25 protein-coding genes and 2 tRNA genes are annotated in these 24,383 nt (G+C 72.1%); 7 read left to right on the top strand and 20 right to left on the bottom strand.

Annotated elements, in window-relative coordinates; all coding sequences use genetic code 11:
• Positions 1-6: 6 nt before the first annotated feature.
• The 3 genes from AC07DO_RS01175 to AC07DO_RS01185 are packed head-to-tail and all read right to left on the bottom strand — an operon-like array spanning position 7 to position 2,487.
• Positions 7-651, bottom strand: coding sequence for a response regulator transcription factor (locus AC07DO_RS01175; protein ID WP_055554422.1), 645 nt, complete (start codon positions 649-651; stop codon positions 7-9).
• Entirely contained in the window at positions 642-1,754 is a 1,113-nt protein-coding gene (locus AC07DO_RS01180; RefSeq protein WP_479057482.1) for a sensor histidine kinase, read from the bottom strand. Before AC07DO_RS01180 ends, AC07DO_RS01175 begins: the two co-directional genes overlap by 10 nt.
• A gap of 52 nt (positions 1,755-1,806) precedes the next feature.
• Positions 1,807-2,487 carry a DedA family protein gene (locus AC07DO_RS01185; RefSeq protein ID WP_479056190.1) on the bottom strand — a complete coding sequence of 227 codons (681 nt, stop codon included), beginning with the start codon at positions 2,485-2,487 and terminating at the stop codon, positions 1,807-1,809.
• Positions 2,488-2,609: 122 nt separating this feature from the next.
• Between AC07DO_RS01185 and AC07DO_RS01190 the strand changes: the two genes are divergently transcribed.
• A tRNA-Lys gene (locus tag AC07DO_RS01190) sits at positions 2,610-2,683 on the top strand.
• A gap of 68 nt (positions 2,684-2,751) precedes the next feature.
• Here AC07DO_RS01190 and AC07DO_RS01195 read toward each other — a convergent pair.
• From AC07DO_RS01195 to ehuB, 5 genes are all read right to left on the bottom strand, one after another.
• Complete coding sequence (locus tag AC07DO_RS01195; protein WP_479056191.1) at positions 2,752-3,522, bottom strand: IclR family transcriptional regulator; 771 nt, start codon at positions 3,520-3,522, stop codon at positions 2,752-2,754.
• 179 nt (positions 3,523-3,701) lie between these two features.
• On the bottom strand, positions 3,702-4,517 hold the full coding sequence (ehuA, locus tag AC07DO_RS01200) for an ectoine/hydroxyectoine ABC transporter ATP-binding protein EhuA (RefSeq protein WP_479056192.1): 816 nt from the start codon (positions 4,515-4,517) through the stop codon (positions 3,702-3,704).
• Positions 4,507-5,154 carry an ectoine/hydroxyectoine ABC transporter permease subunit EhuD gene (gene ehuD / locus AC07DO_RS01205; RefSeq protein WP_150184254.1) on the bottom strand — a complete coding sequence of 216 codons (648 nt, stop codon included), beginning with the start codon at positions 5,152-5,154 and terminating at the stop codon, positions 4,507-4,509. Before ehuD ends, ehuA begins: the two co-directional genes overlap by 11 nt.
• Positions 5,151-5,882 (bottom strand): ectoine/hydroxyectoine ABC transporter permease subunit EhuC, encoded by a 732-nt coding sequence (gene ehuC / locus AC07DO_RS01210; protein WP_479057483.1) that lies wholly within the window; start codon positions 5,880-5,882, stop codon positions 5,151-5,153. Before ehuC ends, ehuD begins: the two co-directional genes overlap by 4 nt.
• Positions 5,882-6,814 carry an ectoine/hydroxyectoine ABC transporter substrate-binding protein EhuB gene (gene ehuB, locus AC07DO_RS01215; protein WP_479056193.1) on the bottom strand — a complete coding sequence of 311 codons (933 nt, stop codon included), beginning with the start codon at positions 6,812-6,814 and terminating at the stop codon, positions 5,882-5,884. The genes ehuC and ehuB overlap by 1 nt, the downstream gene beginning before the upstream one ends.
• A gap of 97 nt (positions 6,815-6,911) precedes the next feature.
• On the opposite strand from ehuB, the gene AC07DO_RS01220 reads away from it, so the two are divergent.
• Positions 6,912-7,415, top strand: a complete 504-nt coding sequence (locus AC07DO_RS01220) for a DUF3830 family protein (protein ID WP_479056194.1) — start codon at positions 6,912-6,914, stop codon at positions 7,413-7,415.
• Positions 7,416-7,465: 50 nt separating this feature from the next.
• On the opposite strand, the gene AC07DO_RS01225 is transcribed toward AC07DO_RS01220, so the two are convergent.
• Positions 7,466-8,869 carry an amidase gene (locus AC07DO_RS01225; protein WP_479056195.1) on the bottom strand — a complete coding sequence of 468 codons (1,404 nt, stop codon included), beginning with the start codon at positions 8,867-8,869 and terminating at the stop codon, positions 7,466-7,468.
• Between the two features lie 42 nt (positions 8,870-8,911).
• Positions 8,912-9,889: a D-2-hydroxyacid dehydrogenase gene (locus AC07DO_RS01230; RefSeq protein WP_479056196.1), complete on the bottom strand. Its 978-nt coding sequence runs from the start codon at positions 9,887-9,889 to the stop codon at positions 8,912-8,914.
• Positions 9,890-10,178: 289 nt separating this feature from the next.
• On the opposite strand from AC07DO_RS01230, the gene AC07DO_RS01235 reads away from it, so the two are divergent.
• Together AC07DO_RS01235 and AC07DO_RS01240 are read left to right on the top strand one after the other, a co-directional pair.
• Positions 10,179-11,009 (top strand): maleate cis-trans isomerase family protein, encoded by an 831-nt coding sequence (locus AC07DO_RS01235; RefSeq protein WP_479056198.1) that lies wholly within the window; start codon positions 10,179-10,181, stop codon positions 11,007-11,009.
• Positions 11,006-11,749, top strand: a complete 744-nt coding sequence (locus AC07DO_RS01240) for a maleate cis-trans isomerase family protein (RefSeq protein ID WP_479056199.1) — start codon at positions 11,006-11,008, stop codon at positions 11,747-11,749. The genes AC07DO_RS01235 and AC07DO_RS01240 overlap by 4 nt, the downstream gene beginning before the upstream one ends.
• A gap of 19 nt (positions 11,750-11,768) precedes the next feature.
• On the opposite strand, the gene AC07DO_RS01245 is transcribed toward AC07DO_RS01240, so the two are convergent.
• Positions 11,769-11,960 carry a hypothetical protein gene (locus tag AC07DO_RS01245; protein WP_479057484.1) on the bottom strand — a complete coding sequence of 64 codons (192 nt, stop codon included), beginning with the start codon at positions 11,958-11,960 and terminating at the stop codon, positions 11,769-11,771.
• Positions 11,961-12,025: 65 nt separating this feature from the next.
• Complete coding sequence (locus AC07DO_RS01250) at positions 12,026-12,274, bottom strand: hypothetical protein (protein ID WP_479056201.1); 249 nt, start codon at positions 12,272-12,274, stop codon at positions 12,026-12,028.
• Between the two features lie 172 nt (positions 12,275-12,446).
• Between AC07DO_RS01250 and AC07DO_RS01255 the strand changes: the two genes are divergently transcribed.
• A complete protein-coding gene (locus tag AC07DO_RS01255; protein ID WP_479057485.1) occupies positions 12,447-13,541 on the top strand; it encodes an LLM class flavin-dependent oxidoreductase in 1,095 nt (364 codons plus the stop codon).
• Positions 13,542-13,574: 33 nt separating this feature from the next.
• Here AC07DO_RS01255 and AC07DO_RS01260 read toward each other — a convergent pair whose 3' ends face one another.
• Positions 13,575-15,443: a putative bifunctional diguanylate cyclase/phosphodiesterase gene (locus AC07DO_RS01260; protein ID WP_479056202.1), complete on the bottom strand. Its 1,869-nt coding sequence runs from the start codon at positions 15,441-15,443 to the stop codon at positions 13,575-13,577.
• Between the two features lie 328 nt (positions 15,444-15,771).
• Between AC07DO_RS01260 and AC07DO_RS01265 the strand changes: the two genes are divergently transcribed.
• Positions 15,772-17,052: a M6 family metalloprotease domain-containing protein gene (locus AC07DO_RS01265; RefSeq protein ID WP_479056203.1), complete on the top strand. Its 1,281-nt coding sequence runs from the start codon at positions 15,772-15,774 to the stop codon at positions 17,050-17,052.
• Positions 17,053-17,122: 70 nt separating this feature from the next.
• On the opposite strand, the gene AC07DO_RS01270 is transcribed toward AC07DO_RS01265, so the two are convergent.
• The 7 genes from AC07DO_RS01270 to AC07DO_RS01300 form a co-directional block, all read right to left on the bottom strand.
• A tRNA-Lys gene (locus AC07DO_RS01270) sits at positions 17,123-17,196 on the bottom strand.
• Complete coding sequence (locus AC07DO_RS01275) at positions 17,187-17,828, bottom strand: bifunctional DNA primase/polymerase (protein ID WP_479056205.1); 642 nt, start codon at positions 17,826-17,828, stop codon at positions 17,187-17,189. The genes AC07DO_RS01270 and AC07DO_RS01275 overlap by 10 nt, the downstream gene beginning before the upstream one ends.
• Positions 17,829-17,954: 126 nt before the next feature.
• The gene (locus AC07DO_RS01280) at positions 17,955-18,305 is read right to left on the bottom strand and encodes a hypothetical protein (protein WP_399533990.1); all 351 of its coding nucleotides are present in this window, start codon (positions 18,303-18,305) and stop codon (positions 17,955-17,957) included.
• 112 nt (positions 18,306-18,417) lie between these two features.
• Positions 18,418-19,782 (bottom strand): AAA domain-containing protein, encoded by a 1,365-nt coding sequence (locus AC07DO_RS01285; protein WP_479056207.1) that lies wholly within the window; start codon positions 19,780-19,782, stop codon positions 18,418-18,420.
• Positions 19,782-21,383 carry a hypothetical protein gene (locus AC07DO_RS01290; RefSeq protein ID WP_479056209.1) on the bottom strand — a complete coding sequence of 534 codons (1,602 nt, stop codon included), beginning with the start codon at positions 21,381-21,383 and terminating at the stop codon, positions 19,782-19,784. Before AC07DO_RS01290 ends, AC07DO_RS01285 begins: the two co-directional genes overlap by 1 nt.
• Complete coding sequence (locus tag AC07DO_RS01295) at positions 21,374-22,591, bottom strand: hypothetical protein (RefSeq protein WP_479056210.1); 1,218 nt, start codon at positions 22,589-22,591, stop codon at positions 21,374-21,376. Before AC07DO_RS01295 ends, AC07DO_RS01290 begins: the two co-directional genes overlap by 10 nt.
• Positions 22,503-23,495, bottom strand: a complete 993-nt coding sequence (locus AC07DO_RS01300) for a phosphatase PAP2 family protein (protein ID WP_479056211.1) — start codon at positions 23,493-23,495, stop codon at positions 22,503-22,505. Before AC07DO_RS01300 ends, AC07DO_RS01295 begins: the two co-directional genes overlap by 89 nt.
• Before the next feature lie 255 nt (positions 23,496-23,750).
• Here AC07DO_RS01300 and AC07DO_RS01305 point away from each other — a divergent pair, with 255 nt between their 5' ends.
• Positions 23,751-24,344, top strand: a complete 594-nt coding sequence (locus tag AC07DO_RS01305; protein ID WP_479056212.1) for a histidine phosphatase family protein — start codon at positions 23,751-23,753, stop codon at positions 24,342-24,344.
• Positions 24,345-24,383: the final 39 nt, after the last annotated feature.

Consider the following 24,383-nt stretch of genomic DNA (forward strand, 5'->3'; position numbering starts at 1 on the left):
TCCCGCTCAGGACTCCAGATACCGCAGCACCGCGAGCACCCGGCGGCTGTACCCCGTCGTCCGGTGCAGGCCCAGCTTGTCGAAGATCGCGTTGAGGTTCTTCTCGACCGCGCTCAGGGAGATGTGCAGCTTCTCGCCGATGGCCGCGTTGGTGTGACCCTCGGCCAGCGCCTCGAGGACCGTGCGCTCCCTCGGGGTGAGGCGGGTCAGCGGGTCGACGTGGGTGGTGCGGATGAGCAACTGCCGTACGACTTCCGGGTCGATGGCGGCGCCCCCGGCGTGCACCCGCTCCAGCGCGTCCAGGAACTCCTCGACCTGGGCGACCCGGTCCTTGAGGAGGTAGCCGACCCGTTCGGCGCTCGACGTCAGCAGCTGGGCCGCGTAGTTGCGCTCCACGTACTGGGAGAGGACGACCACGCCGATCTCCGGGCGGAGTTCACGGATGCGCACCGCCGCGCGCAGGCCCTCGTCGGTGTGGTCGGGCGGCATCCGGATGTCGGTGACGACAACGTCGGGAGCGTGCGCCTCGACCTCGCGCAGCAGCGCGTCGGCGTCGCCCACGGCGGCGAGGACCTCGTGGCCCTCCTCGGCGAGCAGCCGGACCAGGCCCTCCCGCAGCAGGGTCGAGTCCTCGGCGAGGATTACGCGCACGGCAGCTCCGCGGTGATCGTGGTGGGGCCCCCGAGGGGGCTGTCGACACGCAGGGTGCCGTCGAGCGCGGCGACCCGGCTGCCCAGGCCGGTGAGCCCGCTGCCGGCCGGGTCCGCGCCGCCGACGCCGGTGTCGCGGACGAGGACGGAGAGCGTCGTGCCCCGCTGCCGTACGCGTACGGAGATCTCGTCGGCCGACGCGTGCTTGGCGGCGTTGGTCACCGCCTCCGACACGACGAAGTAGGCGGCCGTCTCGACGGCGGACGGCAGCGGGTCCGGTACGTCGTACTCCATGCGCACCGGGACCGCGCACCGCTCCGACACCCCGCCGAGCGCCTCGCGCAGCCCCAGGCTGTCGAGTGCGGTGGGGTAGACCCGCCAGGCCACCTCGCGCAGCTCGGTGAGGACCTCCTGCGCTTCCTTGTGGGCCTGTTCGAGCAGGGCGTCGGCCCGCTCCGGGGTGCGGCCGCGACGGGCCCGGCCGAGCAGCATGGCGAGGGCGACGAGCCGCTGCTGGACGCCGTCGTGCAGATCGCGCTCGACCCGGCGCCGCTCCACGTCGACCGCGTGCACGACCGCGGCACGGCTGGTCGCCAGTTCGTCGATGCGGCGCTGGAGGAGTTCCCGTTCGGAGGGGCCGAAGCACTCGCGGGCCAGCCGGGCGTCCTGCTCGGTCAGCGCGCGCAGCCCCTGCACGGCGAGGAAGAGCAGGGTGCCGCCGAGCACGACCTGGCTGAGCACGTCCACCCAGGTCATCGAGGACCGGGTGAGTCCGACCGCGAAGATGCCCGCGAGGACGGCACCGAAGTCGACGAGGCCGACCACGACGGCGCAGAGCAGTCCGGAGTACGTGCGGGCGGCGAGGTAGCGCAGGACCTGCCGGTCGTCGGCGCGGTGTTCGGGAAACACGTCGTGGAAGAAGAGGGACCGGCGCCCGCGCTCCAGCGCGGTGAGCCTGCGGGCGCCCGCCGCCAGCAGGGCATGGGCGCGGACGCGGGTGCGCGGCCAGAGCAGGAAGGCGCCGAGGAGGGCCCCGGCGACGACGAAGTACAGCAGCCCGAGCAGCGCGGTCAGGCACCCCACGAGCACCCCTGCGACCCGCATGAGCAACGGCGCGGCTACGGGTTCCTTCACATCGGCCGACACTAGCCGAGCCCTAGGAGGTGCGCCGGTGGCGGGCCTCGGTGGCGGACCGCGGCCGCTTCCGCGAGCGCACGCGCACCGCCACGTACACGGCGACGGCCCCGACGGCCAGGACCAGGACGGCCTTGGACACCAGCCCCACGTACGTCTCGACCGCGTCCCACCGGTCGCCGAGCCAGTAGCCCGCGAGGACGAGCACCGAGTTCCAGACCAGGCTGCCCAGCGTGGTCAGGGCGAGGAAGACCGGCAGCCGCATGCGTTCCACACCGGCCGGCACGGAGATCAGGCTGCGGAAGATCGGCACCATCCGGCCCAGCAGGACGGCCTTGGTGCCGTGCTTGGCGAACCACGCCTCGGTGCGTTCCAGGTCCGAGGTCTTTACCAGCGGCAGCTTGGCCCACAGGGCGTGCATGCGCTCGCGTCCGAAGAGCACGCCGATCCAGTACAGGACGGCGGCTCCGACCACCGAACCGAGCGTGGTCCAGAACAGCGCGGAGGCGAGGCTGATCACTCCCTGTCCCGCGGCGAAGCCGGTCAGCGGCAGGATCACCTCGCTGGGCAGCGGCGGGAACAGGTTCTCCAGGGCGATGGCGAGTCCCGCGCCGGGAGCGCCCATGGTGTCCACGAGGTCGGCGGCCCAGCCCGCGATGCCGCCGGCCGGCTCCTGGGGGAGGGCGAGAGTCATGAGGTCCATGGCAGCAACGCTAGAAATCGCAGGTCACCGGCGGTATGGGGGATGCCGTCGGATCGGGGTGCGGTTTCCCGCACCTGGTCGGGAGCACCCCCTGGGACCAGGTACTATTAATGAGTCAGCAGGCGCCGCTAGCTCAGTTGGTTAGAGCAGCTGACTCTTAATCAGCGGGTCCGGGGTTCGAGTCCCTGGCGGCGCACTTGCGAATGCCGAAAGGGCGTTCCCGGTCTCCGGGGACGCCCTTTCGGCGTACCGGCCCCCTGGGCGTCAGATCGCGAGCGAGAGCAGCACCGGCGCCGCCCCGCGGTTGAGCGTGTCCGCCGCCTCCCGCAGCCGGTGGGCGTGCTCGATCGGCAGGGACAGGGCGAGGCAGCCGACGGTGGAGCCCGCCGTGATGGGGACGGCCGCGCAGACCGTGCCGACCGCGTACTCCTGGAGGTCGAGGACCGGGACCGTGGCGGGCTGCGACGCGAGACGGTTGAGCAGGACCCGCTCGTTCGTGATCGTCCGGGAGGTGAGGCGGGCCATCTTGTGGCGGGAGAGGTGGTCCCTGCGGCCGTTCACGTCGAGCTGGGTGAGCAGGCTCTTGCCGACCGCGCTGGCGTGCGCGGAGGAGCGGAAGTCGACCCATTCGTTGACCGCGGGGGTGCGGGGGCCCGCCGCGAAGTCGGTGACGCGGACCTCGCCGTCCACGTACCGGCTGATGTAGACGGCGGCGCCGATGGAGTCGCGCAGCCCGTCCAGGGTGCGCTGGAGCTTCTCGCGCAGCGCCTCCGCGTGGTCGCGGGTCGAGCCGAGCCGGCTGAGGGTCTCGCCCGTGACGTACGCCCCCGGGGTGCCGTCGTCCGTGAGCTGTTCGACGTATCCCTCGCTGGTCAGCATGCGCAGCAGGGGTGTCAGCCGGTCGAGGGGCAGTCCGGTGTCGCGGGCGATGCGGGCGGCGGTCACTCCCGTGTCGTGCCGGGCGACGGTCTCCAGGACCCGCAGGGCGCTCTGGACGGAGCGGTGCGGCGTGATCGCCTCGTGCTGCAACGCCACGGCTTCCCCCTGCGTGGAACGGTTCCGGACAGTCGGGCTCGGTTCCACGATAGCTGTCAAGTGGCGTATTCGGAGAGTCGGTTGGGGACATAAGTGGCGCGTTCCGTACCTGTCAGCAGGAACGCGCCACTCCGGCATATGCCCAGGTCATGACCCGGGCCGTGTGTCCTTCCCAGCCGTTACAGCACCGCGCTCAGGAATTCACGGGTGCGCTCGTGCTCCGGCTCCGTGAAGATCTTCTCCGGGGTGCCGGACTCGATGACGCGGCCCGAGTCGAACATGAGGACCTGGTCCGAGATGTCCCGGGCGAAGTTCATCTCGTGCGTCACGCACAGCATCGTGATGTCCGTGGTGTGCGCGATGTCGCGGAGCACGTCCAGGACGCCCGCCACCAGCTCCGGGTCGAGCGCGGACGTCACCTCGTCGAGCAGCAGCACCTGCGGGCGCATCGCCAGGGCCCGCGCGATGGCGACGCGCTGCTGCTGGCCGCCGGAGAGCTGCGTCGGGTACGCGTCGCAGCGGTCCCCGAGCCCGACCAGGTCGAGCAGTTCGCGGGCCCGCACCTCGGCCTCGTCCTTGGAGAGCCCGAGGACGGAGACGGGTGCCTCGGTGATGTTGCGCAGCACCTTCATGTTCGGGAAGAGGTTGAACTGCTGGAACACCATGCCGATGTTCTTGCGGACCTCGCGGACGTGCTTCTCGCCCGCGGGGACGAGCTTGCCGTTCTTCTCCTCGTGGGTGAGGTAGTTGCCGCCCACCTTGATCGTGCCCTGCTCCGGCTTCACCAGCGTCATCAGGAGCCGCAGGATCGTGGTCTTGCCGGAGCCGGAGGGCCCGATCAGCGTCACGTGCTTGCCGGAGGCGACGGAGAAGTCCAGCTCGTCGAGGACGACGTTCGAGCCGTACCGCTTGACGACCTTGTCGAAGCGGATCAGCTCGCTGCCGTCGACGGCCGGGTTCGGGATTTCCTGGGAAGTGCTGCTGTCAGCGGACAAGGCGACGCTCCAAAACTCGCAGAAGAAGAGAGGCCGGATAGGCGATGACGATGAAGGCGACACCGACCACGCTGATCGCCTCGAAGGTGAAGGTCGTCTGGCTGTAGTTCTGGGCCTGGCCCAGCATGTCGAGCGCGCCGATGGCGGCCATCTGCGGCGACTCCTTCAGCATGACGATCACGTAGTTGCCGAGTGCGGGGATCACCCTGCGCACCGCCTGCGGCAGGATCACGGACGTCCAGGTGCGCCGCTTGGAGAGGCTGAGCGCGGTCGCCGCCTCCCACTGACCGGCCGGCACACCCTCGATGCCCGCCCGGTAGACCTCCGAGGTGTACGTCGAGTAGTGCAGCCCGAGCCCGACGATGCCCGTGGTGAGTGGGGACATCGAGGGCCCCCACTCCGGCACCACGTAGAACAGGAAGAACAGCTGCACCAGGAGCGGGGTGTTCCGGATGAACTCCGTGACCACCGTGACCGGCCAGCGGATCCACTTCTTCTCCGAGCGCTGCGCGACCGCCCAGACCAGACCGAGGGAGAAGGCGATCAGGGTGCCGAAGAACAGCGCCTTGAGCGTGAGCTCCACACCGTCCCAGAAGAGCGGCATGAACTCGTCGACGTGATCCCAGTTCCAGTTCACTTGGCACCCCCCGTGCCCGAGACGACGTCGATCGACGACTTGGAGCGCAACCCGCCGAACAGGCTCGTCTTCTCCGGCGTCTGCCCCACCCGTTTCTTGGCGTGCCGCTCCAGGAGCCGCATGCCGCGCGTGAGGACGAACGCGAAGACGAAGTACAGGGCGAGCAGCAGCGTGTAGATCGGCGCGCTCTCGTTCTTGACCAGCCGCAGCAGGTCACCGGCGAACGTCATGTCGGCCACCGCGATGAGGGACACCAGCGAGGTGCCCTTCAGCAGCTCGATGAGCAGGTTGTTGAACGGCGGGATCATCTCCGGCCAGGCCTGCGGCAGTTCGATGCGGCGCAGCCGCTGCATCGGGGTGAAGTTCAGGGCGATGCCCGCCTCGCGCTGCGCGGGCGGCACCGCGGCGAGCGCGCCGCGCACGATCTCCGACGCGTACGCGCCGTACGTGATGCCGAGCGCGACGACGCCCGCGAACATCGGCTGGAAGCTGATGTTGAACAGCGGCGGCACGGTGAACGCGATCCAGAACATGAAGACCAGCGACGACGTGCTGCGGAAGATCTCGAAGTAGGCCCCGGCGAGGAAGCGGACGATCCAGAGCCGCGACGTGCGCAGCACACCGATCGGGAACGCGATCACGAAGGCGAGCGCCGCGCTGAGGAACGTGACCTGGACGGTGATCCAGATGCCGGGCAGGAACCAGTTCCCGAAGAACTCCGACGACATCATGACGAGACGCCCTTCGCCGGGGGACACAGCTTCGCGACGGTCAGCTCCGTCATCTCGGCCTCGGTGAAGCCGAACGGCTTGACGATCCGCAGCAGTTCGCCGCTCTCCTTGAGCTTGTGCAGCTCCTTGTTGAAGGCGTCCCGCAGGTTCTTCTCGGAGAGCCTGAAGGCGAAGCCGCCCGCTCCGTAGGCGGGCTTGCCGTCGACGACGGGCTGGAAGGGCTTCGTCGCCTCCACCCGCGCGTTGTTCCTGATCACCGTGCGCACGGTGACGTTCGTCCCGGCGAACGCGTCGACCCGCCCCTGGGCCACGGCGTCCATGCCCGCGACCTGGTCGGGCAGGACGAGCACGGACTTCACGCCCGCCGCCTTGGCGTAGTCGATCTCGGCGTAGGCCGTGCCGCTCGCCAGCTTCAAGCCCTTCTTGGCGATGTCCTCGTACCCCTTGATGCCGTGGGGGTTGCCCTTCTTCACGATGAAGGAGTCGAGCATGAGGTAGTCGGGGTCGGAGAAGAGGACCTGTTCGCACCGTGTCGGGTTGATGTACATGCCCGCCGAGACGACATCGAACTGCCGGGCCTGCGTGAGGCCGGGTATCAGCGCGCCGAACTTCGTGGGCACCGCCTTGACCTTGGGTACGCCGAGGCGGGGGAAGATGACCTTGGCGATGGCCGGCGCCTCGCCCGTGACCTCGCCGTTCTCGTCGATGTATCCGAACGGGACCTCGCCCGCGACACCGATCCTGACCGTGCCGCTGTCGCGCAGGCGGTCCAGCAGATCGCCCCCCTCAACCTTCCCCTCGTCGGGTACGCGGCTGCACGCCGACGCCCCGAGAACTCCCAGAGCCGCCCCGCCCGCTCCGGTGAGCAGCGCGCGGCGGCGCACTGCTCTGCCTGTGAATCCCTCGTTGTTCCCAAGTGGTGGAGCCATGGGCGCGCGGCTACCCGACTCCAAGCGAGTTATGCCGACGAATTCCGGCCCCTGATGCAATCGTTGTGCCCTTGACCCAGGGAGGAGCATGGGACACATGGCAGAGCGATTCATCGAAGTCTCCCTCGCCGAGCGAGGGGTTCAGTGCACGGCGAAACTGCTCGACGACCGGGCTCCGGTGACCTGCGCGGCGGTGTGGGAGGCACTGCCGCTCGGCTCGGACGTCTACCACGCGAAGTATGCGCGCAATGAGATCTACGCCCTCTTTCCGGCATTCGCGGACCGCGAGCCGCCCCTGGAGAATCCGACCGTCACGCCCATCCCGGGAGATCTCTGTTATTTCTCCTTCTCCGGTACGGAACTGGGCACCCAGGCGTACGGCTACGAAGCGGAGGCCGACGTGAAGGCGGGCACCACCGTCGTCGACCTCGCCCTCTTCTACGAACGGAACAACCTGCTCCTCAACGGTGACGTCGGCTGGGTGCCCGGCATCGTCTGGGGCCAGATCGTCGAAGGCCTCGACCGGATGGCCGAGGCCTGCAACGACCTGTGGCGCGCGGGCGCACAGGGCGAGACGCTGAACTTCCGCAGGCAGGAATAGAGCCGTCCGGCGATTGAGGACTGGTGGTCCGGGGGCGGAGCCCCCGGCACCTAGGCCGAGGCAGGCGGCGCGACGCCGCCCGCCCCGGCCTCGTACAAGGCGTGCGCCGCACGGAGCACCACCGCGTCCGCGTGGCGCGCGCCGACGAGCTGCACCCCGATGGGCAGACCGTCGTCGTCCACCCCGCAGGGCACCGTCGCCGCGGGCTGCTGCGTGAGGTTGAAGGGGTACGTGAACGGGGTCCACCCGGTCCAGCGCCGGTGCCCCGACCCCTTCGGCACCTCGACGCCCGCCTCGAACGCCGTGATCGGCAGCGTCGGCGTGACCAGCAGGTCGTACGTCGAGTGGAAGCGGCCCATGCGGCGCCCGAGGGCCATGCGGACGTCGACGGCCGCGAGGTAGTCCAGCGCGCTGTACCGCGCGCCCTGCCCGCAGACCTCCCGCAGCCCCGGGTCCAGCAACTCCCGCTGCGCGGGCGCCAGATGCTGCACGACGCGCGCCGCCCCGCTGAACCACAGGGTGTGGAAGGCCTCCACCGGGTCGGAGAAGTCGGGGTCGGCCTCCTCGACGTACGCGCCCTGCGCCGCGAGCGCCTCCACCGCCCGGCGCACCGCCGCCGCGACGGCGGGACGCACGGCGACCTGCCCGCCGAGGGAGGGGGAGTAGGCGACGCGAAGACCGTGCACGCCCCCGTCAAGGCCCGCCCTGAAACTCCCCGCCACGGGCCCCAGCTGGGACCAGTCGCGGTCGTCGGGGCCCGAGATCACCTCCATCATCAGCGCCGCGTCCGCCGCGTCCCGGGTCATCGGCCCGACGTGCGCGAGCGTCCCGAACGGGCTCGCGGGATACAGCGGCACCCGGCCGTACGTCGGCTTCAGTCCGAAGATCCCGCAGAACGCGGCGGGAATCCGCACCGAGCCGCCGCCGTCCGTGCCGAGCGACAGCGGGGCCGCGCCGAGCGCCACGGCGGCCGCGCTGCCCCCGCTGGAGCCGCCCGACGTACGGGACGGATCGTGCGGGTTGCGGGTGATGCCGCTCTGCGGACCGTCCGTCACGCCCTTCCACCCGAACTCCGGCGTCGTCGTCCGGCCGATGAACACCGCGCCGTGCTCGCGCAGCCGGGCCACCGAGGGCGCGTCCTCGTTCCACTTGCCCTCCGGCCGCACCGTCAGCGAGCCGCGCAGCGCCGGCTCGCCGCGCTGGAGGAGCAGATCCTTCACCGACACCGGGACCCCGTCCACGAGACCCTGCGGCGCGCCCCGCCGCCACCGCTCCGCACTGGCCTCGGCCTGCGCCAACGCCGAGTCCGCCGTGATCCGCACGAAGGCGTTCACCTGCGGCCCGCTCTCCTCGGCCCGGCGCAGGGCCGCCCGGGTCGCGTCGACCGGACTGAATTCGCCCTTGCGATAGCCATCGACGAGTTGTACGGCCGTGAGATCCGCGAGCTCGGTCATGCAGGCTCCTCAGCAGACGGAGGGTGAGGGAACGGGAGGTGATCAATGACCTGGGACATACCCACGTTCCTTGTCCACGACGTTCGTCAGCGGCCGGTCCGCCGCCCACGCCTGGAACAGCTCGACGAACTGCGCGCCGAGCGCGTCCCGCCAGCCGACCGTGTCGCCGCTCATGTGCGGGGAGACGAGCAGGCCGGGCGTCGTCCACAGGGGGCTGTCCGCGGGCAGCGGCTCGTTCTCGAACACGTCGAGGGCCGCACCCGCGATCCACCGCTTGGACAGCGCCTCGACCAGGTCGTCCTCGACGACGAGGGGCCCGCGCCCGATGTTGATGAACCGCGCCGACGGCTGCATGAACCCAAAGCGCCGCGCGTCGAACATGCCGCGCGTGTCGTCCGTGAGCGGCGCCGCGCACACCACCCAGTCGGCCCTGGCCATCAGCCGGTCGAGCTCGTCCGTGCCGTGCACCCCGGGGCGTGCCGTGCGGCCCACCAGGGCCGTGAGGATGCCGAGCCCCTTCAGCGTGCGCACGATGGCCCGCCCGATGGGCCCCGAACCGATGACGCACGCGCGCGTGCCCGCGATCCGCTGGGTCTCGCGGTGGTGCCAGGAGCGTTCGCGCTGGAGCTCCAGGGTGCGCGGCAGATCCTTGGCCATGGCGAGGACCAGGGCGGCCACGTACTCGGCGATGGGCTGGTCGAAGACGCCTCGTGCGTTCGTCACCACGGTGTCGGACGCCGCGAGTTCGGGGCACATCAGATGGTCGACGCCCGCGCTCGCGGTGTGCACCCAGCGGGGCCGCGGACCCTCACCCGGCCAGGCGCGGCGCACCGCGTCCGAGGTGAAGTCCCACACCAACAGGGCGTCCGCCAAGGGCAGTTGCCCGGCCAGCGTGGCCTCGTCGGCGTGCAGGATCCGGGCCTGCCCGGCCAGGCTGCCGAGGCGCGGCGGCGGGGTCGGTGGCTCGGCGTCAAGGACGAGGACGGTCGTTTCGGAAACCGACGGGACACCGTTTCGCAATGAGATTCCGCTTCCCTGTTCAGAGGTACGGTCGCGCCGCGTCGACAAGTCGGCTCAACCGTCTGAGATGTGCGGATTGACCACGCTCGCACCCGAACCTACCTTCGTCAACAGAGGCACTGCTGTACCGGCTGTCCAAGAACCAGTACTCTCCGTGCAGCCGATCGCACACGCTGTGTGGTACGCCCGCGCGGCCATCCCCGTCCCGACGTCCCGGCGCGTCGCCGGCATCGCTCGTCCCCGGCCCCCGGCCGGTCCCTGAACACACGCACGACCTTGGGGACTGCTCATGGACGTCTCTTTCCTCGGCGGACCACACCCTCAGCGCGGTGTAGGTGTCGTCGCCCCTTTCGACTTCGTCCTCGACCGCGAACTGTGGCGCTGGATCCCGGACGAGGTCTCCCTCCATCTGACCCGGACGCCGTACGTGCCCGTGGAGGTCAGCCTCGACCTCGCCCGCCTGGTCAGCGAGCACGAGACCCTCGCCGAGGCGGTCCGCGCGCTGACCGCCGCCGAGCCCGAAGTCCTCGCGTACGCCTGTACGTCGGGCAGTTTCGTCGGCGGCACGCCGGGTGAACGCGCGATGTGCGAGGCCATGACCCGCGAGGGCGCGGTCGCCTCGGTGACCACGTCCGGCGCGCTCCTGGAAGCCCTCGACGAACTGGGCGCGCGGCGCATCGCGCTCGTCACGCCCTACACGTGGTCGGTCACGCAGTCCCTGGAGGAGTACCTGTCCGAGGCGGGGGTGTCCGTCACGGGCCGCGCCTACCTCGGCCTCACCCGGCACATCTGGAAGGTGCCCTACCGGGACGTGGCCGACATGGCGCGCCGCGCGGTACTCGGCAGCGACGGGGGCGTGGACTGCCTCTTCATCAGCTGCACGAACCTCCCGACGTACGACGTCATTCCGCAACTGGAAGCGGAACTGCGGATGCCGGTGATCTCCGCGAACCAGGTGACGATGTGGTCCGCACTGCGTCGGCTGGGTACCCGTGCGGTAGGGCCCTATCAGGCACTGATCGATCCGACGGCGAGGCCGGGCGCGAGTCCGCTGAACCCGCCGGCTCCGCCCCAGGGCCTGCCCGAAGTACCACCCGCAGAAGGAGGAGGCTGGACGTGACGGCACTCGGATTTCTCTACCCGGGGCACTCGGCAGAGGACGACTATCCCCGCATGGAGCAGATGCTCGGCAGCGACATCCGGCTGCAGGTCGTCCACACGGACATCGGCGAGGACGCGCACCGCGTCGACGCGCTGCTCGAGATGGGCTCGGCCGACCGGCTCGCCGCGGGCGTCGAGGAGCTGCGGCTCTCCGGCGCGGAGGCGGTCGTGTGGGCCTGCACCAGCGGCAGCTTCGTCTTCGGCTGGGAGGGCGCGCACGACCAGGTCCGCAGGCTGGCCATGGCGGCCGGGCTGCCCGCCTCGTCGACGTCGTTCGCCTTCGCCCATGCCGCGCGCGAGGTGGGGGCCACCCGAGTCGCGGTCGCGGCGACGTATCCGGAGGACGTGGCCGGGCACTTCTCCGCCTTCCTGAAGGACGGCGGCGTGGAGGTCGTGGCGGCCAGGGGGAGCGGCATCATCACGGCGGCGGAGGTGGGCACGTGGGGCCGCGACGAGGTGTTCGCGCTGGCCCGCGCGGGCGACCACCCGGACGCCGAGGCGCTGCTCCTGCCGGACACGGCGCTGCACACGGCGGCGTTCGTCCGCGACCTGGAGGCGGAGGTCGGCAAGCCGGTCCTGACGGCGAACCAGGTCACCGTCTGGGAGGCACTGCGGCTGGCCGAGCGCAGGGTGAACGCGCCGGCGCTCGGCGCCCTGTTCACGAAGGAGCCGCTGGTCCAGGCGCCGGTCACGGGCTGAGGAGTCACCGGCTGAGGAGTCACGGGCTGAGGATCAGTCTCACCACCGTTAACGTCTGGACCGATCCGGAGACGTAGTAGAGGACGATGGCGCCGTTGACCGTGGCTTCCCTGCGGTCGGGGTCGTCCCGTACGGGTGTGGAGCCGTGGCCGTACGGATCCCGGCCGATGGTGCGGGACAGGGCGGCGCGGAACGCGTCGGCGTCGCCCATCTTGGCGAGGGTGTCGTCGGCGGGCGGCGCGTAGGTGACGCGGTGCGACTTGCGGTGGCGGGGGCTCACGACGTGGACCGCCGTTCGGCCTCGTCGGAGGCGAGCCGGGCGAGGCGGGCCTCGGCTTCGGGATCGGGTACGGCCTCCAGCATCCAGTGCCGCATCACCGCGTGGATCTCGTCGACGCCCGCCGCGTTGATGGCCCGGTCGAACTCCGTGCGCCGGTGCGCGGGCAGGGCGGCGCGGATGTCGGGGAGGGTGTTGGGCACCTCGACCTCGACTCCGTCGACGAGGGTCTTCAGGGGATCAGCCATGGCCAGCACGGTAGCCGTGCGGGGGCGGCGACGCGCCCACGTGTCCATGCGAAGGTGCGACGAGGTCCCGGGGGGAATAAAACGGAGTGACCCTCCTGTTCTGGTTCTCCGTAGCTACGCGCGCTACGCGAGCAGCCGAAACGTACGCAGTGCAGGAGGACCCCAAGTGACAGTGGACCCGACCGAGGACGGCATCCGCGGCGAGCGGCACGGCACCGCCCCCGTGCCCCTGTCCGTGCTCGACCTCGTCACCGTCGGCGCGGGGCGCACCGCCACCGACGCGCTGCGCACCAGCGTCGACATCGCCAAGCTGGCCGAGGCCCGCGGGTACCACCGCTACTGGGTCGCCGAGCACCACTCCATGCCGGGCGTCGCCTCCTCGTCCCCGGCCGTGATCCTCGCCCACCTGGCCGCCCACACCGACCGCATCCGGCTCGGCTCGGGCGGCGTCATGCTGCCCAACCACGCACCACTCGTCATCGCCGAACAGTTCGGCACCCTGGAGGCGATGGCCCCCGGCCGCGTCGACCTGGGCCTCGGCCGCGCGCCCGGCACGGACGGCGCCACCGCCGCCGCCCTGCGCCGCACCGCCGGCCTGAACGAGGGCGCGGACGAGTTCCCCCAGCAGCTCGCCGAGCTCACCCGCTTCCTGGACGACGACTTCCCCGACGGCCACCCCTATAGCCGCATCCACGCCGTCCCCGGCCCCGTCCAGGCGACCTCGCCCGGCGGCGTCCAGTCCCCGCACCGCCCGCCGGTCTGGCTGCTCGGCTCCTCCGGCTTCAGCGCCCGCCTCGCCGGCACCCTCGGCCTGCCGTTCGCCTTCGCGCACCACTTCTCCGCGCAGAACACGATCCCGGCGCTCGACCTCTACCGCGAGTCGTTCAGGCCCTCCGCGCTCCTCGACGCCCCGTACGCCGTCATCGGCGTCTCGGCCCTCGCGACCGACGACGAGAAGGAGGCCCGCCGCCAGGTCATGGCCGCAGCCCTGAACATGGTCCGCCTGCGCACCGGCCGCCCCGGCCTGGTCCCCACCCCCGAGGAGGCGGAGGCGCACCACTTCACGGAGATGGAGCGGGACTTCATCACGTCCTGGAACTCCAACGTCGTCCACGGCACCCCCGACCAGGTCCGCACGGGCCTGGACGACCTGGCCAAGCGCACGGGCGCCGACGAACTCATGCTCACGGCCAACGCGCACAGCGGCGAGGCCCGCCTGCGCAGTTACGACCTGATCGCGAGCGCCTACGGACTGCCGGAGGCGTAGCGGCGCGCCTCAGGCGGCCCCCTCCAGCAGTCCTCAGGCGGCCCCCTCCAGCAGTAGGGAGATACGATCCGCCGCGACCGGGCGGGAGTAGAGCCAGCCCTGGCCCGTGTCGCAGCCGATGCGGCGCAGGCGGGTGGCCTGGGCGGCCGTCTCGACGCATTCGGCCGTCACCGTCAGGCCGAGCCGGTGGGCGAGCTGGATCATCGCCTCGACGATGACCTCGTCGGCGGGGTTGGTGTGTTCCTCGCCCTCCTCGTACTGGAATCCCCGTACGAAGGAGCCGTCCAGCTTGAGGACGGAGACGGGGAGGCGGCTGAGGTAGGCCAGGTTCGAGTAGCCCGTGCCGAAGTCGTCGATGGCGATCCGCACGCCCATGTCGCTGAGCGCCTGCAGCGCCTGGAGCGGGCGGCCCGCCGAGCCCATCACGGCCGACTCGGTGAGCTCCAGCTGGAGGAGGCGGGCCGGGAGGCCGGTCTCGGCGAGGATCTCCGCGACGTCCGCGACCAGGTCCGAGTCCCAGACCTGGCGCACCGCCACGTTGACGCTGACGAACACGGGCTCCCGCTCCGGGTGCTCCAACTGCCAGCGGCGGGCCTGGAGGCAGGAGCTCCGCAGCACCCACCGGCCCAGCTGCACGATCGAACCGTCCTCCTCGGCCAGTCCGATGAACCGATTCGGCGTCAGGAGACCGAACTGCGGGTGCCGCCACCGGACGAGCGCCTCGACGCCGTGCAGGCCCTCGTCGTCGAGCCCCACCAACGGCTGGTACTCCAGGACGAACTCGCCGCGCTCGACCGCGGGACGCAGTGAGCTGGACAGCGCCTGCCGGGTCATGCGGTGGGCGTTGCGCTCGGGGTCGAACAGCGTCCAGCGGGCCTTGCCGTCCGTCTTCGCCCAGTACAGCGTCGTGTCGGCGGCCTGCATGAGGCCCGTCGTCGTGGTGCCCGCGGCGCGCCGCTCCACGACGCCGATGGACGCGGAGACGGAGAGCCGCTGCCCGGACAGGTCGAACGGTTCCTGCAACGCCTTCAGCGTCGTATCGGCGAGCTCGGCCAGCTGGTCCGTGCCGGTCGAGTCCTCGACGAGCAGCGCGAACTCGTCGCCGCCGAGCCGCGCGACCAGCGGCGCCGACGCCCTGCCGTACCCGGCCCGGTCGGCGCAGCGCGTGAGCCGCTCCGCGACGGCGGCGAGCAGCCGGTCGCCGACCCGGTGGCCGAGGGTGTCGTTGACCGCCTTGAACCCGTCGAGGTCGAGGTAGCAGAGCCCGATGCGGCCGGTGCTCGTGTCGTCGTACGTCCCCGCCTCGAGCGCCGTCGCGAGGCGCTCGAAGAACAGGTTGCGGTTGGGCAGCCGCGTCACCGGGTCGTGCATCTGTACGTGGCGCAGCCGGGCCTGCAGCTCGCGGCGCGCGCTGATGTCGGAGGCGGCGAGCAGGACCGCCCCGCCCGCGCCCCGGTCGACGGGCTCCGGCATCGGCGAGACCGTGATCTGCACCCACAGGGAGTGCCCGTCGGGGTGCTTCAGGCGCCGCGTGCAGCGCAGCTTGGCCTGCCGGCCGCGCAGCACCTCGCGGTACGCGTGCCAGGTGCGGGCGTCGGAGGCGAGATCGATCAGGTCGGCGGCGACGCACCCCGTGAGCGCGCCGGGGGCCGTCCCGAAGAGGGCGGCCAGTGCGTCGTTGGCGCTGATGACGAGGCCCTCGGCGTCGACGACCGCGAGAGCCAGGGGCGCGGCCGCGAAGGCGCCGCGGTAGTCGGACGCGTCGCGGTGGTCCGACGCGTCGCGGTGGTCCGACGCGTCGCGGTGGTCCGACGCGTCGGTTCGGCGACGCTCCGTCACGTCGGTACGGGTTCGGTCGGGCGCCGTGACCGTGGAGGCGGGTCCTTCGGACGTTCCGTTCACCGCTTGCTCCCGCAGTGCAGTTTGTTGCCGAACAGGTCTCGTCGGGCGGCGGGCAGGTGGCGGGCGGCGGTGGGGAGACCGGGCCCGCGCAGGAAAGTGTGCCGATCATAGAGGCTGGCCAGAGGCCCGTTCCAGCCGTATCACCGGTCCGGGCGGGGCGCATCGCCCTCGGCAGATCGTTTCTGCTCGGCCCTGAACTGCTTCCGTTGCGACCCGATCGCTTGTGACGTTCCGTGAGCGGTCGGGGTGTCGCGCCCTTGTTCCGTCCTCACTCGGAAGGGCCAGACAAACAGGGCGAAGTTCAACAGATCATCACAAGGTGGGTGGGGTGTCCCGCATTCCGCACCCGGAGGTCGACGTGCCGCGTCAGCTCCCCTCTTGGGGACTCACCCGTGGAGGGGAGAATTCCCGCCTGCGCAGCACCACCGCCCTCCTCACCTCGCTGACCGCCCTGGCCGCCACCTCACTGGTCGCGGGCCCCGCGATCGCCGAGTCCGGCGCGGGACCGTGCGCCCTGCGCCGCACCACCGCGCACCACTCGGAAGGCCTCGACACCTGGAACACCGCCTACCCGCGCCCGGCGAGGACCCTGAACGCCGTCATGGTGTTCCTGTCCTTCCCCGACTCCCCGCCGCGGACCACCCCCGGCGAACTGGCCGCCGACCACTTCCCCGCCACCAGCCAGTTCTTCGAGCGCGCCTCGTACGGCAAGTTCGCGCTGCGCCCCCACCCGCACCGCGCGTGGGTCGAGATGCCGCACGACTCCCTCTCGTACGCCATACGGCGCGACTGGAACCCCAAGCTCCGCGCCGCCTACCTGCGCGACGCGGTCGCCGCCGCCGACCCGCACGTGGACTTCTCCCGGTACGACGTCGTGTACTTCGTCGCCGATCCGGACGCGCCCGGCGTCGACTCGGACGCCACGAAGGTGGTCAACTTCGACCGGCCGATGCGGGCCGACGGCACGGACATCCGGCGCATCGTGACCGTCTTCGAGCGGCACCCGCCGGACCGCAACGTCCTGGCCCACGAGACGGGCCACGTCTTCGACCTCCCCGACCTCTACCACCGCCCCACCGACGGCAAGGGCGACTGGGACACCTACGTCGGCGACTGGGACGTCATGGGCAGCCAGTTCGGGCTCGCCCCCGATCTCTTCGGCTGGCACAAGTGGAAGCTGGGCTGGCTGGAGCCGCGGCAGGTGCGGTGCGTGGGCGCGGGGACGGAACGGCTCACCCTGGAACCGCTGGCGGCCCCCCTCGCGTCGGGCGCCCTCGGCGGCACCCGGCTCGCCGTGGTCCGTACGGGCCGGGACTCCGTGCTCGCCCTGGAGGCGCGCGGCGCCGTGGGCAACGACCGTGCCACGTGCACGGAGGGCGTCCTCGTCTACGAGGTGCGGAACGGGGCGGCGTCGGGCAGCGGCCCCGTCGAGGTCGTCGACGCCCATCCGGAGACCGAGTCCTGCTGGGGCGACTCGGTGTATCCGCAGCTGGCGGACGCGCCGGTGCGGGTGGGGGAGAGCTTCACGGTGCCGGACCGCGACGTGCGGGTCGAGGTGGCCGGGCGGACGGCGTCGGGGGCGTGGACGGTGCAGGTGACGACAGGGTGAGCGGTGCGCGGGGCCTTGTGCGGCATACGCGAGAAGCCCCTCGCTTCCGCGAGGGGCTTCTCACCGTCTGTGCGCCGCCAGGGACTCGAACCCCGGACCCGCTGATTAAGAGTCAGCTGCTCTAACCAACTGAGCTAGCGGCGCCTGCTGACGTCGTAGACCTTAGCACTCTGATCGCCGCCAGGAAAAATCGATATGCGCTCGGCGGACGAGGTCGCGGAGCGGGCCGCGCGGACGCAGGCCCAGAGGATGACCTCGGGTCCCGGGAGCCAGGGGTGCCGGGTGCCGGGGGCGACCAGCCACCGGGACGTCGGGCGGTCGCCGGGTGCGGGGGCGGTGAGCGGGGGCACGGTGACCGCGTCGCCCGTGCCGTGACAGAGCACCGGCGGGACCTCCACGCCTCCGCCCCACTCCTCCCACTCCAGGAGGGAGGGCAGGCGCTGCGCGGTGCCGGGGGCGGCGAAGAGCAGGACGCGGCCGCGGTGCGCGGCGACGGGACCCGAGCCGGGGCCCTCCTCCCATAACCGGTCGAGCATCCGCCGGCCGAAGACGGCCGGGACGCTGACCACGTCGAACGCGGAGCCGCAGGGGAGGACGGCGGGGGCGTCGGGCCTGCTGCGCCAGTGGCTGAGGGCGCTCCGGGGATACGTTTCCGCGGAGGCGAGCCAGGCGGCTCCCTCGGCGGTGACGTCGTCGCAGGAGTCGTGGGCGGGCCCGGTGGGGGCCGGGGCGCAGGCGGCGGGGGACGAGGCGATGTGGAGGGATGTACTGCTCATGGCAGGTACGTCTACCGGTAGTGAGGGTTCCATTTCTGAGGGTTACCGGAAACCGGGACAGCGGCGGGTGAAGTCGGGTACCTTGCCCCCTTGGCATATGCCAGTCGGCCGCTCCGTTTCGGGGCGCTACGGGTGCTCGGCGCCGCCCCGCAGCAGGTCCCGGCCGAACTCGACCATCTTCTTCGCGTAGTCCTCGGTCCACTCCGCGCGCTCCGCGATCAGCGCGGGCGTCAGGCGGTCGAAGCGGCGGGGATCGGCGAGCTGGGCGGCCGCGATGGCCTGGAACTCGACGGACCGGTCCGTGGCGGCGCGGAACGCGTGCGTCAGCTCGGTGGCGCGGTCGAGCAGCTCGCGCGGGTCCTCTATCGACTCCAGGTCGAAGAAGTGCTCCGGGTCCGCGCCGGCCTCCGCGGGTTCGAAGAGCAGCGGCGCGGGTCGCATGCGCTGCTCGGTCCGGGGCCGCTCGGGCTCCGCCATGGTTGTTCCTCCTCGTACGTGCGCGCCGTCCGTCCGGCCTTTCGGCCGTCTCCCATTCTCCCTTGCCGCACAAGTGGGCGGTGGGCGTCGCCCCCGAAGACCCCCACCGCCCTCAACGGGGGCGCCAGGCCACCCGGTGCTCGGACAGGCGGGCCAGGACCGCGTGGTTCGCCTCCCAGCCGTCGGGGAACTTGACCGTGACGCCCAGCTGGACCGGCTCCGTCGACGGGTGGTCGTCGAGGAGTGCGCCGACGCCCGCGCGGCAGACCACGATGCAGGCGTGCCGGTGGCGGGAGGCCAGGACGCAGAGGCGGCCCGTCTCCAGATGGAACGCCGTCGCGTCGGGGCGGCCCGAGAGCGGGTGCAGGACGACCGTCACGTCGTACTCACGCCCCTGGAGGCGGTTGGCCGTGTCCACCGTGACGTCCGGGACGCCCAGGTCCGCGAGTGCCGCCCGGACCGCCGCCGCCTGGTCGCGGTGGGCCGTGCCGACCGCGATCCGGTCCGCGGTGAGGGGGGTGGGGTCCGGGCCCCGCTCCGACGTGGCGGCACCGCCCCGGTCCAGGAGCCGGCGGACGACCTGCGCCAGCGCACGGACCGCCTCCGGATCCGTGCGCGGCGTGTTCCGCGCGGGCAGCTCCAGCAGGCCCCAGCCCGCCTCCGCCGCCTCGTCGATCACCCGGTCGGGCCCCGAACCGTCCGACCCCACCGCGAAGCTCAAGGTCCGGTCCCCGTGATCCGTGCCGCTGCGGAACGGCGTGTACGGGTAGAACGCGTCCGAGACCAGGGGCGCCGCCGACGCGGGCAGCCGCCAGGACACCGGCAGGCGGTGCTGCGGCAGGTCGGGGTTGTGGGCGAGGAGCGTCGCCACGGCGGAGGCCGACGGGTCGTACGAAAGACCCGCCCATTGCTCCGCGCCGACGATCGAGAACGGGTCCAACTGCCCGGGGTCGCCCACGAACAGCGCCCGTTCGAAGAGCCCCGCCACGGCGAGCAGCGCGTCCGACCGCATTTGGTACGCCTCGTCGACGATCGCGTGCCCCCACGGCGCGTCGAGCTGGTCGACCTTGACGTGCGCCCACTTCGCGGCCGTGGAGATGACGACGTCAAGACCGGCGAGGTCGCCCGCCTTCGTCGACTTGCGGACGTTCGCCAGGTCGTCGAGCGCCTTGTCGTACGGATCGGGGTCGCTGCTGTGCAGCCGGCCGACGGGCAGCTCGGGGTCCTTCTCGGCGAGCCGCAGGACGAGGTCGTCGACCTGCGCGTTCGTCTGCGCGATGACCATCAGCGGGCGGCCCGCCGCGGCCAGTTCGCGGGCCGCGCGGACCACGAGCGTCGACTTGCCCGCGCCGGGCGGCGAGTCGACCACGACGCCGCGGTGCGTGCCGTGCAGCGTGTCGTGGAGGATCGCCTCCGTGGCGCGCGCGGCCTCGGCGCCGGGGTCGAAGGAGGCGCCCGCGGGCGGGGCGAGCTGCATCACAGGGTGTCCTCCGCGGTCACGGGGTCGGGGCTCTCTGCGGTGGCCGAGGGCGGCCCGCCGTGCGTCCACGGCGTCTCCTCGGGGTCGGGCAGCTTCGGGCCGCCGCGCTGCTCGTGCTCGAAGAGCGTCCAGCAGATCCGGTCACCCTTGCCGGGCACGGAACCCGGCTCGGGCTCCTTGCCGCGGCCCATCTTGTCGGTGATCCGCAGCACGACGGAGTCCTCGCCGCCCTCGCCCTCGCTCGCGTACGCCACGAACTCCGCGGTCTGCGGCTTGCCGCCCAGCGCGCGGTACACCTTCGTGCGCTCGCCGAGGTGCGGGTGGTCGTCCGTGCGGACGGTGACGAGCGGGCGGGGCCGCGGACTCTTCGCCTCGCTGTACGCCATGACGACCTCCGTCACCTCGCCGACGAAGGCCTCTCCCGCGAGGCGGCGGCCCGCCATCACCAGGGGGTCGTCCAGGGCCTCCTGGGCGTCCAGACGGGCCTGCTCGCGCTCGCGCGTGGCCAGCTTGTTGGCCGCGGTGACCGCGTCGTCGACGCGCGGCTGCGGCGGCTCGCCGGCCGTGACGCGGTCGCGGTGGGCGGTGAACGACCAGCGGTCGCGGGTCCACCGGTCGGCGGCGTGCGGCGCCTCCGGGAGCGTGCACAGGGCGTCGAGGCCGCGCCACACCGCGTCCCAGGTGGGGCGGGTCCTGCTCTCGATCAGGGCGTGGATCTCCCGCTCGGCGGCGGTCAGCAGGGCCAGCCGCTCGTCCGCCTCGACGCCGTCCTCGGCGGCGGCGAGGGCGCCGCGCGCGCGGTCGTACCGCTCCATGGCCGGGGCCAGCAGGTCGTTGTCGAACGCCGGGTCCGTGGCCGGGCCCGCGGGCGGGCACAGCAGCTGCCCGGCCGCGTCGCGGGCCAGCTCGGCGCGGAGCGCGGCCTCGGCGCCCGACGTGCCCTCCGGGGCCTCGATCCAGGCGAGCAGGGCCCCCAGGTGCTGGTCCTCCAGGCTGGACTGGCCCGTCGCCCAGTGCCGGGACAGCAGCTCGGTCATGGCGGTGAGCAGGGACGACCCGGGAACGCGGGCGCGCTCACCGAAGTGCGTCAGCCAGCGGCCGAGGAGGGGGACGCGGGGCGGTGCCGGATGGGGGGCCTCGGGGTCCTGCTCCGCGGTGCGGCGGAAGCGCGTGGAGCGGCCGAGGAGCCGGACGAAGTCGATGCCCGCGCGGCTCGGCACGATCAGCTGCGGGGCGTCCGCGCAGAGCTCCACCTCGACCTTGACGCGCTTGCCCGTCTCCGGGTCGGTTTCGTTGCGCTCGGCGGCCTCGACGTCCTCTCCGTACGCCTCCACGTACGGCAGGACGATCTCGGCGAGCTGCGCGAGGAACGCGAAGCGCAGGTCGCGGTCGCGGGGCTGGGGCACGACGAGGAGCCGCGGGGAGGTCCGCTCCGTTCCGACGAGGGCGCCCAGCGGCGCGCCCGCCTCACCGGCGGTGGTGAGGGGGACCAGCACCAGGGGGCGCTGCGAGATGTGCCGGTGCCGCACGGTCGCCCGCGGCTGGGCCCGCCCCGTGGTGACCGCCTCCAGCCGGGCGAGGTTGTCGATCAGCGACACGGTCGTTCCTCCTTCGCCAGCGGATCGAGAAGGCCCACCCCGCCGCTGCGGGCGCCCACGTCCGCGAGCGCCTCCCGGCGCAGCCCCGCCGCCCTGCGCAGCGTGGCCACCGCCGGGTCGTCCGGATCGCCCGCCTCGCCGCGGGCGGCCGCCAGGACGTCGCCGATGGATGTCAGGCCGCCGAGCTCGCCGCGGATCGCGCGGCCCAGGGACGTCACCTCGCCCTCCTGGCGGGCCCGCGCCCGGCAGTGGAAGGCCAGCTCGCAGGCGGCCAGGCACTCGGGGGCGTACGTCGCGGGAACCGACTCGACCGCCGCCGCCAGCTCCGCCGCGGGGCGCCGCACGTCGAAGGTCGTGCCCTCGGGGAGCTCCGCCGCGATGTCCTCGACGCGGGTGAGGCGGGCCAGCTGGCGGCGGGTCACCGACACCTGCTTGCGGACGTCGACCGCGGACGCCGTCGCCAGGTTCGAGAAGTCCTTCGGGCAGACGAGAAGGACGTGGTGGCGCACCGGGGGCGCCGGATCAATGCGCTCGGCGACCTGTTCGAGCGCCAGCGCGTACACCGCGGACTGGCGCGCCGCCCCGCCGACCTTCGCCGCGTCCGCCGAACCGTCGATCATCGGGAAGGACTTGATCTCGACGACCGTCCAGCCGCCGTCCGGATGGACCACCACCGCGTCCGGCTCCAGGAACGCGGGCGTCCCCGCTACGTCAAGCGCCAGCATCGGGTGGTCCAGGAGCGTCCAGCCGCCCGACGCGGTCGCCTCGCGCAGCGCGAGCGCGGTCCGCGCGGCACGCCCCTCGGGGCCCGCCGCCGACAGGTCGGGCACGGCGGCCTCGCCCGGCACCGGCTCGGGCCCGCCGCCCAGCCTGCCGTGCGTCAGGCGCAGCAGCTCGGCACCGCCGTCGGCCTTGACCCGCGCCTCGAAGGCATTGCCCCGCATGAAGGCGAACTGGGACTGTCCGAAGCCGGAGGGCGAGCCCAGCGACTCCGCGAGCGCGGTCTTGTCCACGCCCGCGCCGTCGAGCAGCGCACGCCGTCTGCACCCCGGGTTGGCCGCGAGCGCGGCCAGCGCCCTGGCGTCCAGCGGCCGCGCCGGCAGGTCGGCGCCGCGCAGCTCAGTGAGCTGGTGCCGGAGCGCCGTCCCCCGAGACGTCGGCCGGGTGTCCTGCCTCGGTCGGGCGTCCTGCCCCGGCCGGGCGGGCACTCGACTCGGCGCCCTGGGGGGCACTCTGCTTGCGCTGTCGGGGAATTCGCTCACCTGTCGAAGTCTGGCATCCGGCACCGACAATCGAGGACTCTGTGGCGGACGAGGCCTCGGGGACCCGCAGGAAGCGCGCCCGCAGACGGTTCATCGCGGGCTCCGTGAGCCGCTGCACGGGCCGCACCAGCAGCAGGCCGACACCCATCACGGCGGCGCCCGCGAGCGCGTCGAAGAAGTAGTGGTTGGCGGTGCCCATCACCACGATCGTGGTGATCAGCGGGTAGGCGACGGCGGCCACCTTGGTGAGCGGGGAACGCCCGCACCGCCACAGCATCACGCCGCACCACAGCGCCCACCCGACGTGCAGGCTCGGCATCGCCGCGTACTGGTTGGTCATCCCGCCGAGGCCGCGCGGCGCGCTCGCCTCGCCGCCCCACCAGCCGAAGTCGCTGTACTGCGCCATGGTGTCGACGAAGCCGTACCCCTTGCTCAGCAGCCGGGGCGGGCAGGTCGGCAGCAGCGTGAAGCCGATCAGGCCGATCATGGTGGAGATCATCAGCCACGCGCGTGCGGCCCGGTAGCGGACCGCGCGGCTGCGGAACAGCCAGATGAGCACGGCGGGCGTGACGAGGTAGTGCAGCGAGGCGTACCAGAAGTCCGCGGGGACACCGATCCAGGCGTTGGCGGTGAACAGGCGGTTCAGCGGGCTCTCCGCGTCGAGACGCAGGAACTGCTCGGTCTTGAGGATCCCCACACCGTGGTCGATCGCGCTTGCGACATCGCCTCGGACGATCAGCCGGCCCGCTGAGTACGCGGCGTACACCAGCACGATCAGCGGCAGCTCGGTCCACCAGCGGAGCCGGTGCCCGGTTATGCCCGTGGTGCCCGGCATGTCGGTCTTCGGCATCCGGTAGGTCCCCCATCGTCTCTGTTCATGCGGCATATACCGCGGCCTCACTTTACGGCGCACGCCAGGGCGGTCGAGGCATCCCCCGGTCGTCTTAGACGCAGAGATCGGCGACCGGGTTGCCAGACAGGGCCGGTGCGCTGCCCCGGGTGGGTGATGATGGAGGGGGCGGTCGCCCTGTGTCCGTAAAAAGCATCAAAAGTGCCGCCGGCGTTCGTGGCCGGAACGGCATGTGTACGACTTGGAGAGATTTCCATGGCACCCCGCATCCTGCTGGCCCGGCACGGCCAGACGGAGTGGTCGCTGTCCGGGAAGCACACCGGCAGGACCGACATCCCCCTCCTCGAAGAGGGCCGGCGCGGCGCGAAGCTCCTGGGCGAGCGGCTGCACCGGGCGCCCTATGACGGCCTCCCGGATGTCGAGGTGCGCACGAGTCCGCTGTCCCGCGCGCGGGAGACCTGCGAGATCGCCGGCTTCGGTGACCGCGCCACCACGTGGGACGCGCTCATGGAGTTCGACTACGGCGCGTACGACGGGATGACCCCCGCCGACATCCAGGCGGTCCGTCCCGGCTGGTTCATCTGGCGCGACGGCGTGCCCGAGGGCGAGACGCTCGCGCAGGTCTCCGCGCGCGCGGACGAGGTCGTGGAGTGGGCCAGGAGCGCCGACCGCGACGTGCTGGTCTTCGCGCACGGCCACATCCTGCGGGTCATCGGCGCGCGCTGGCTCGGCTTCGGCATCGAGTTCGCCGCCCGCGTCCGCCTCAACCCGACATCCCTCTCGGTCCTGGGCTGGGCCTACGGAGAGCCAGCCATCGAGGCGTGGAACGAGACGGGCCACCTCGCGTAGGCGGGCGGCCCGGCGCGGGCGGGCGGCCCGGAGTGCCGG

The organism is Streptomyces sp. NPDC045678 (assembly GCF_056432085.1).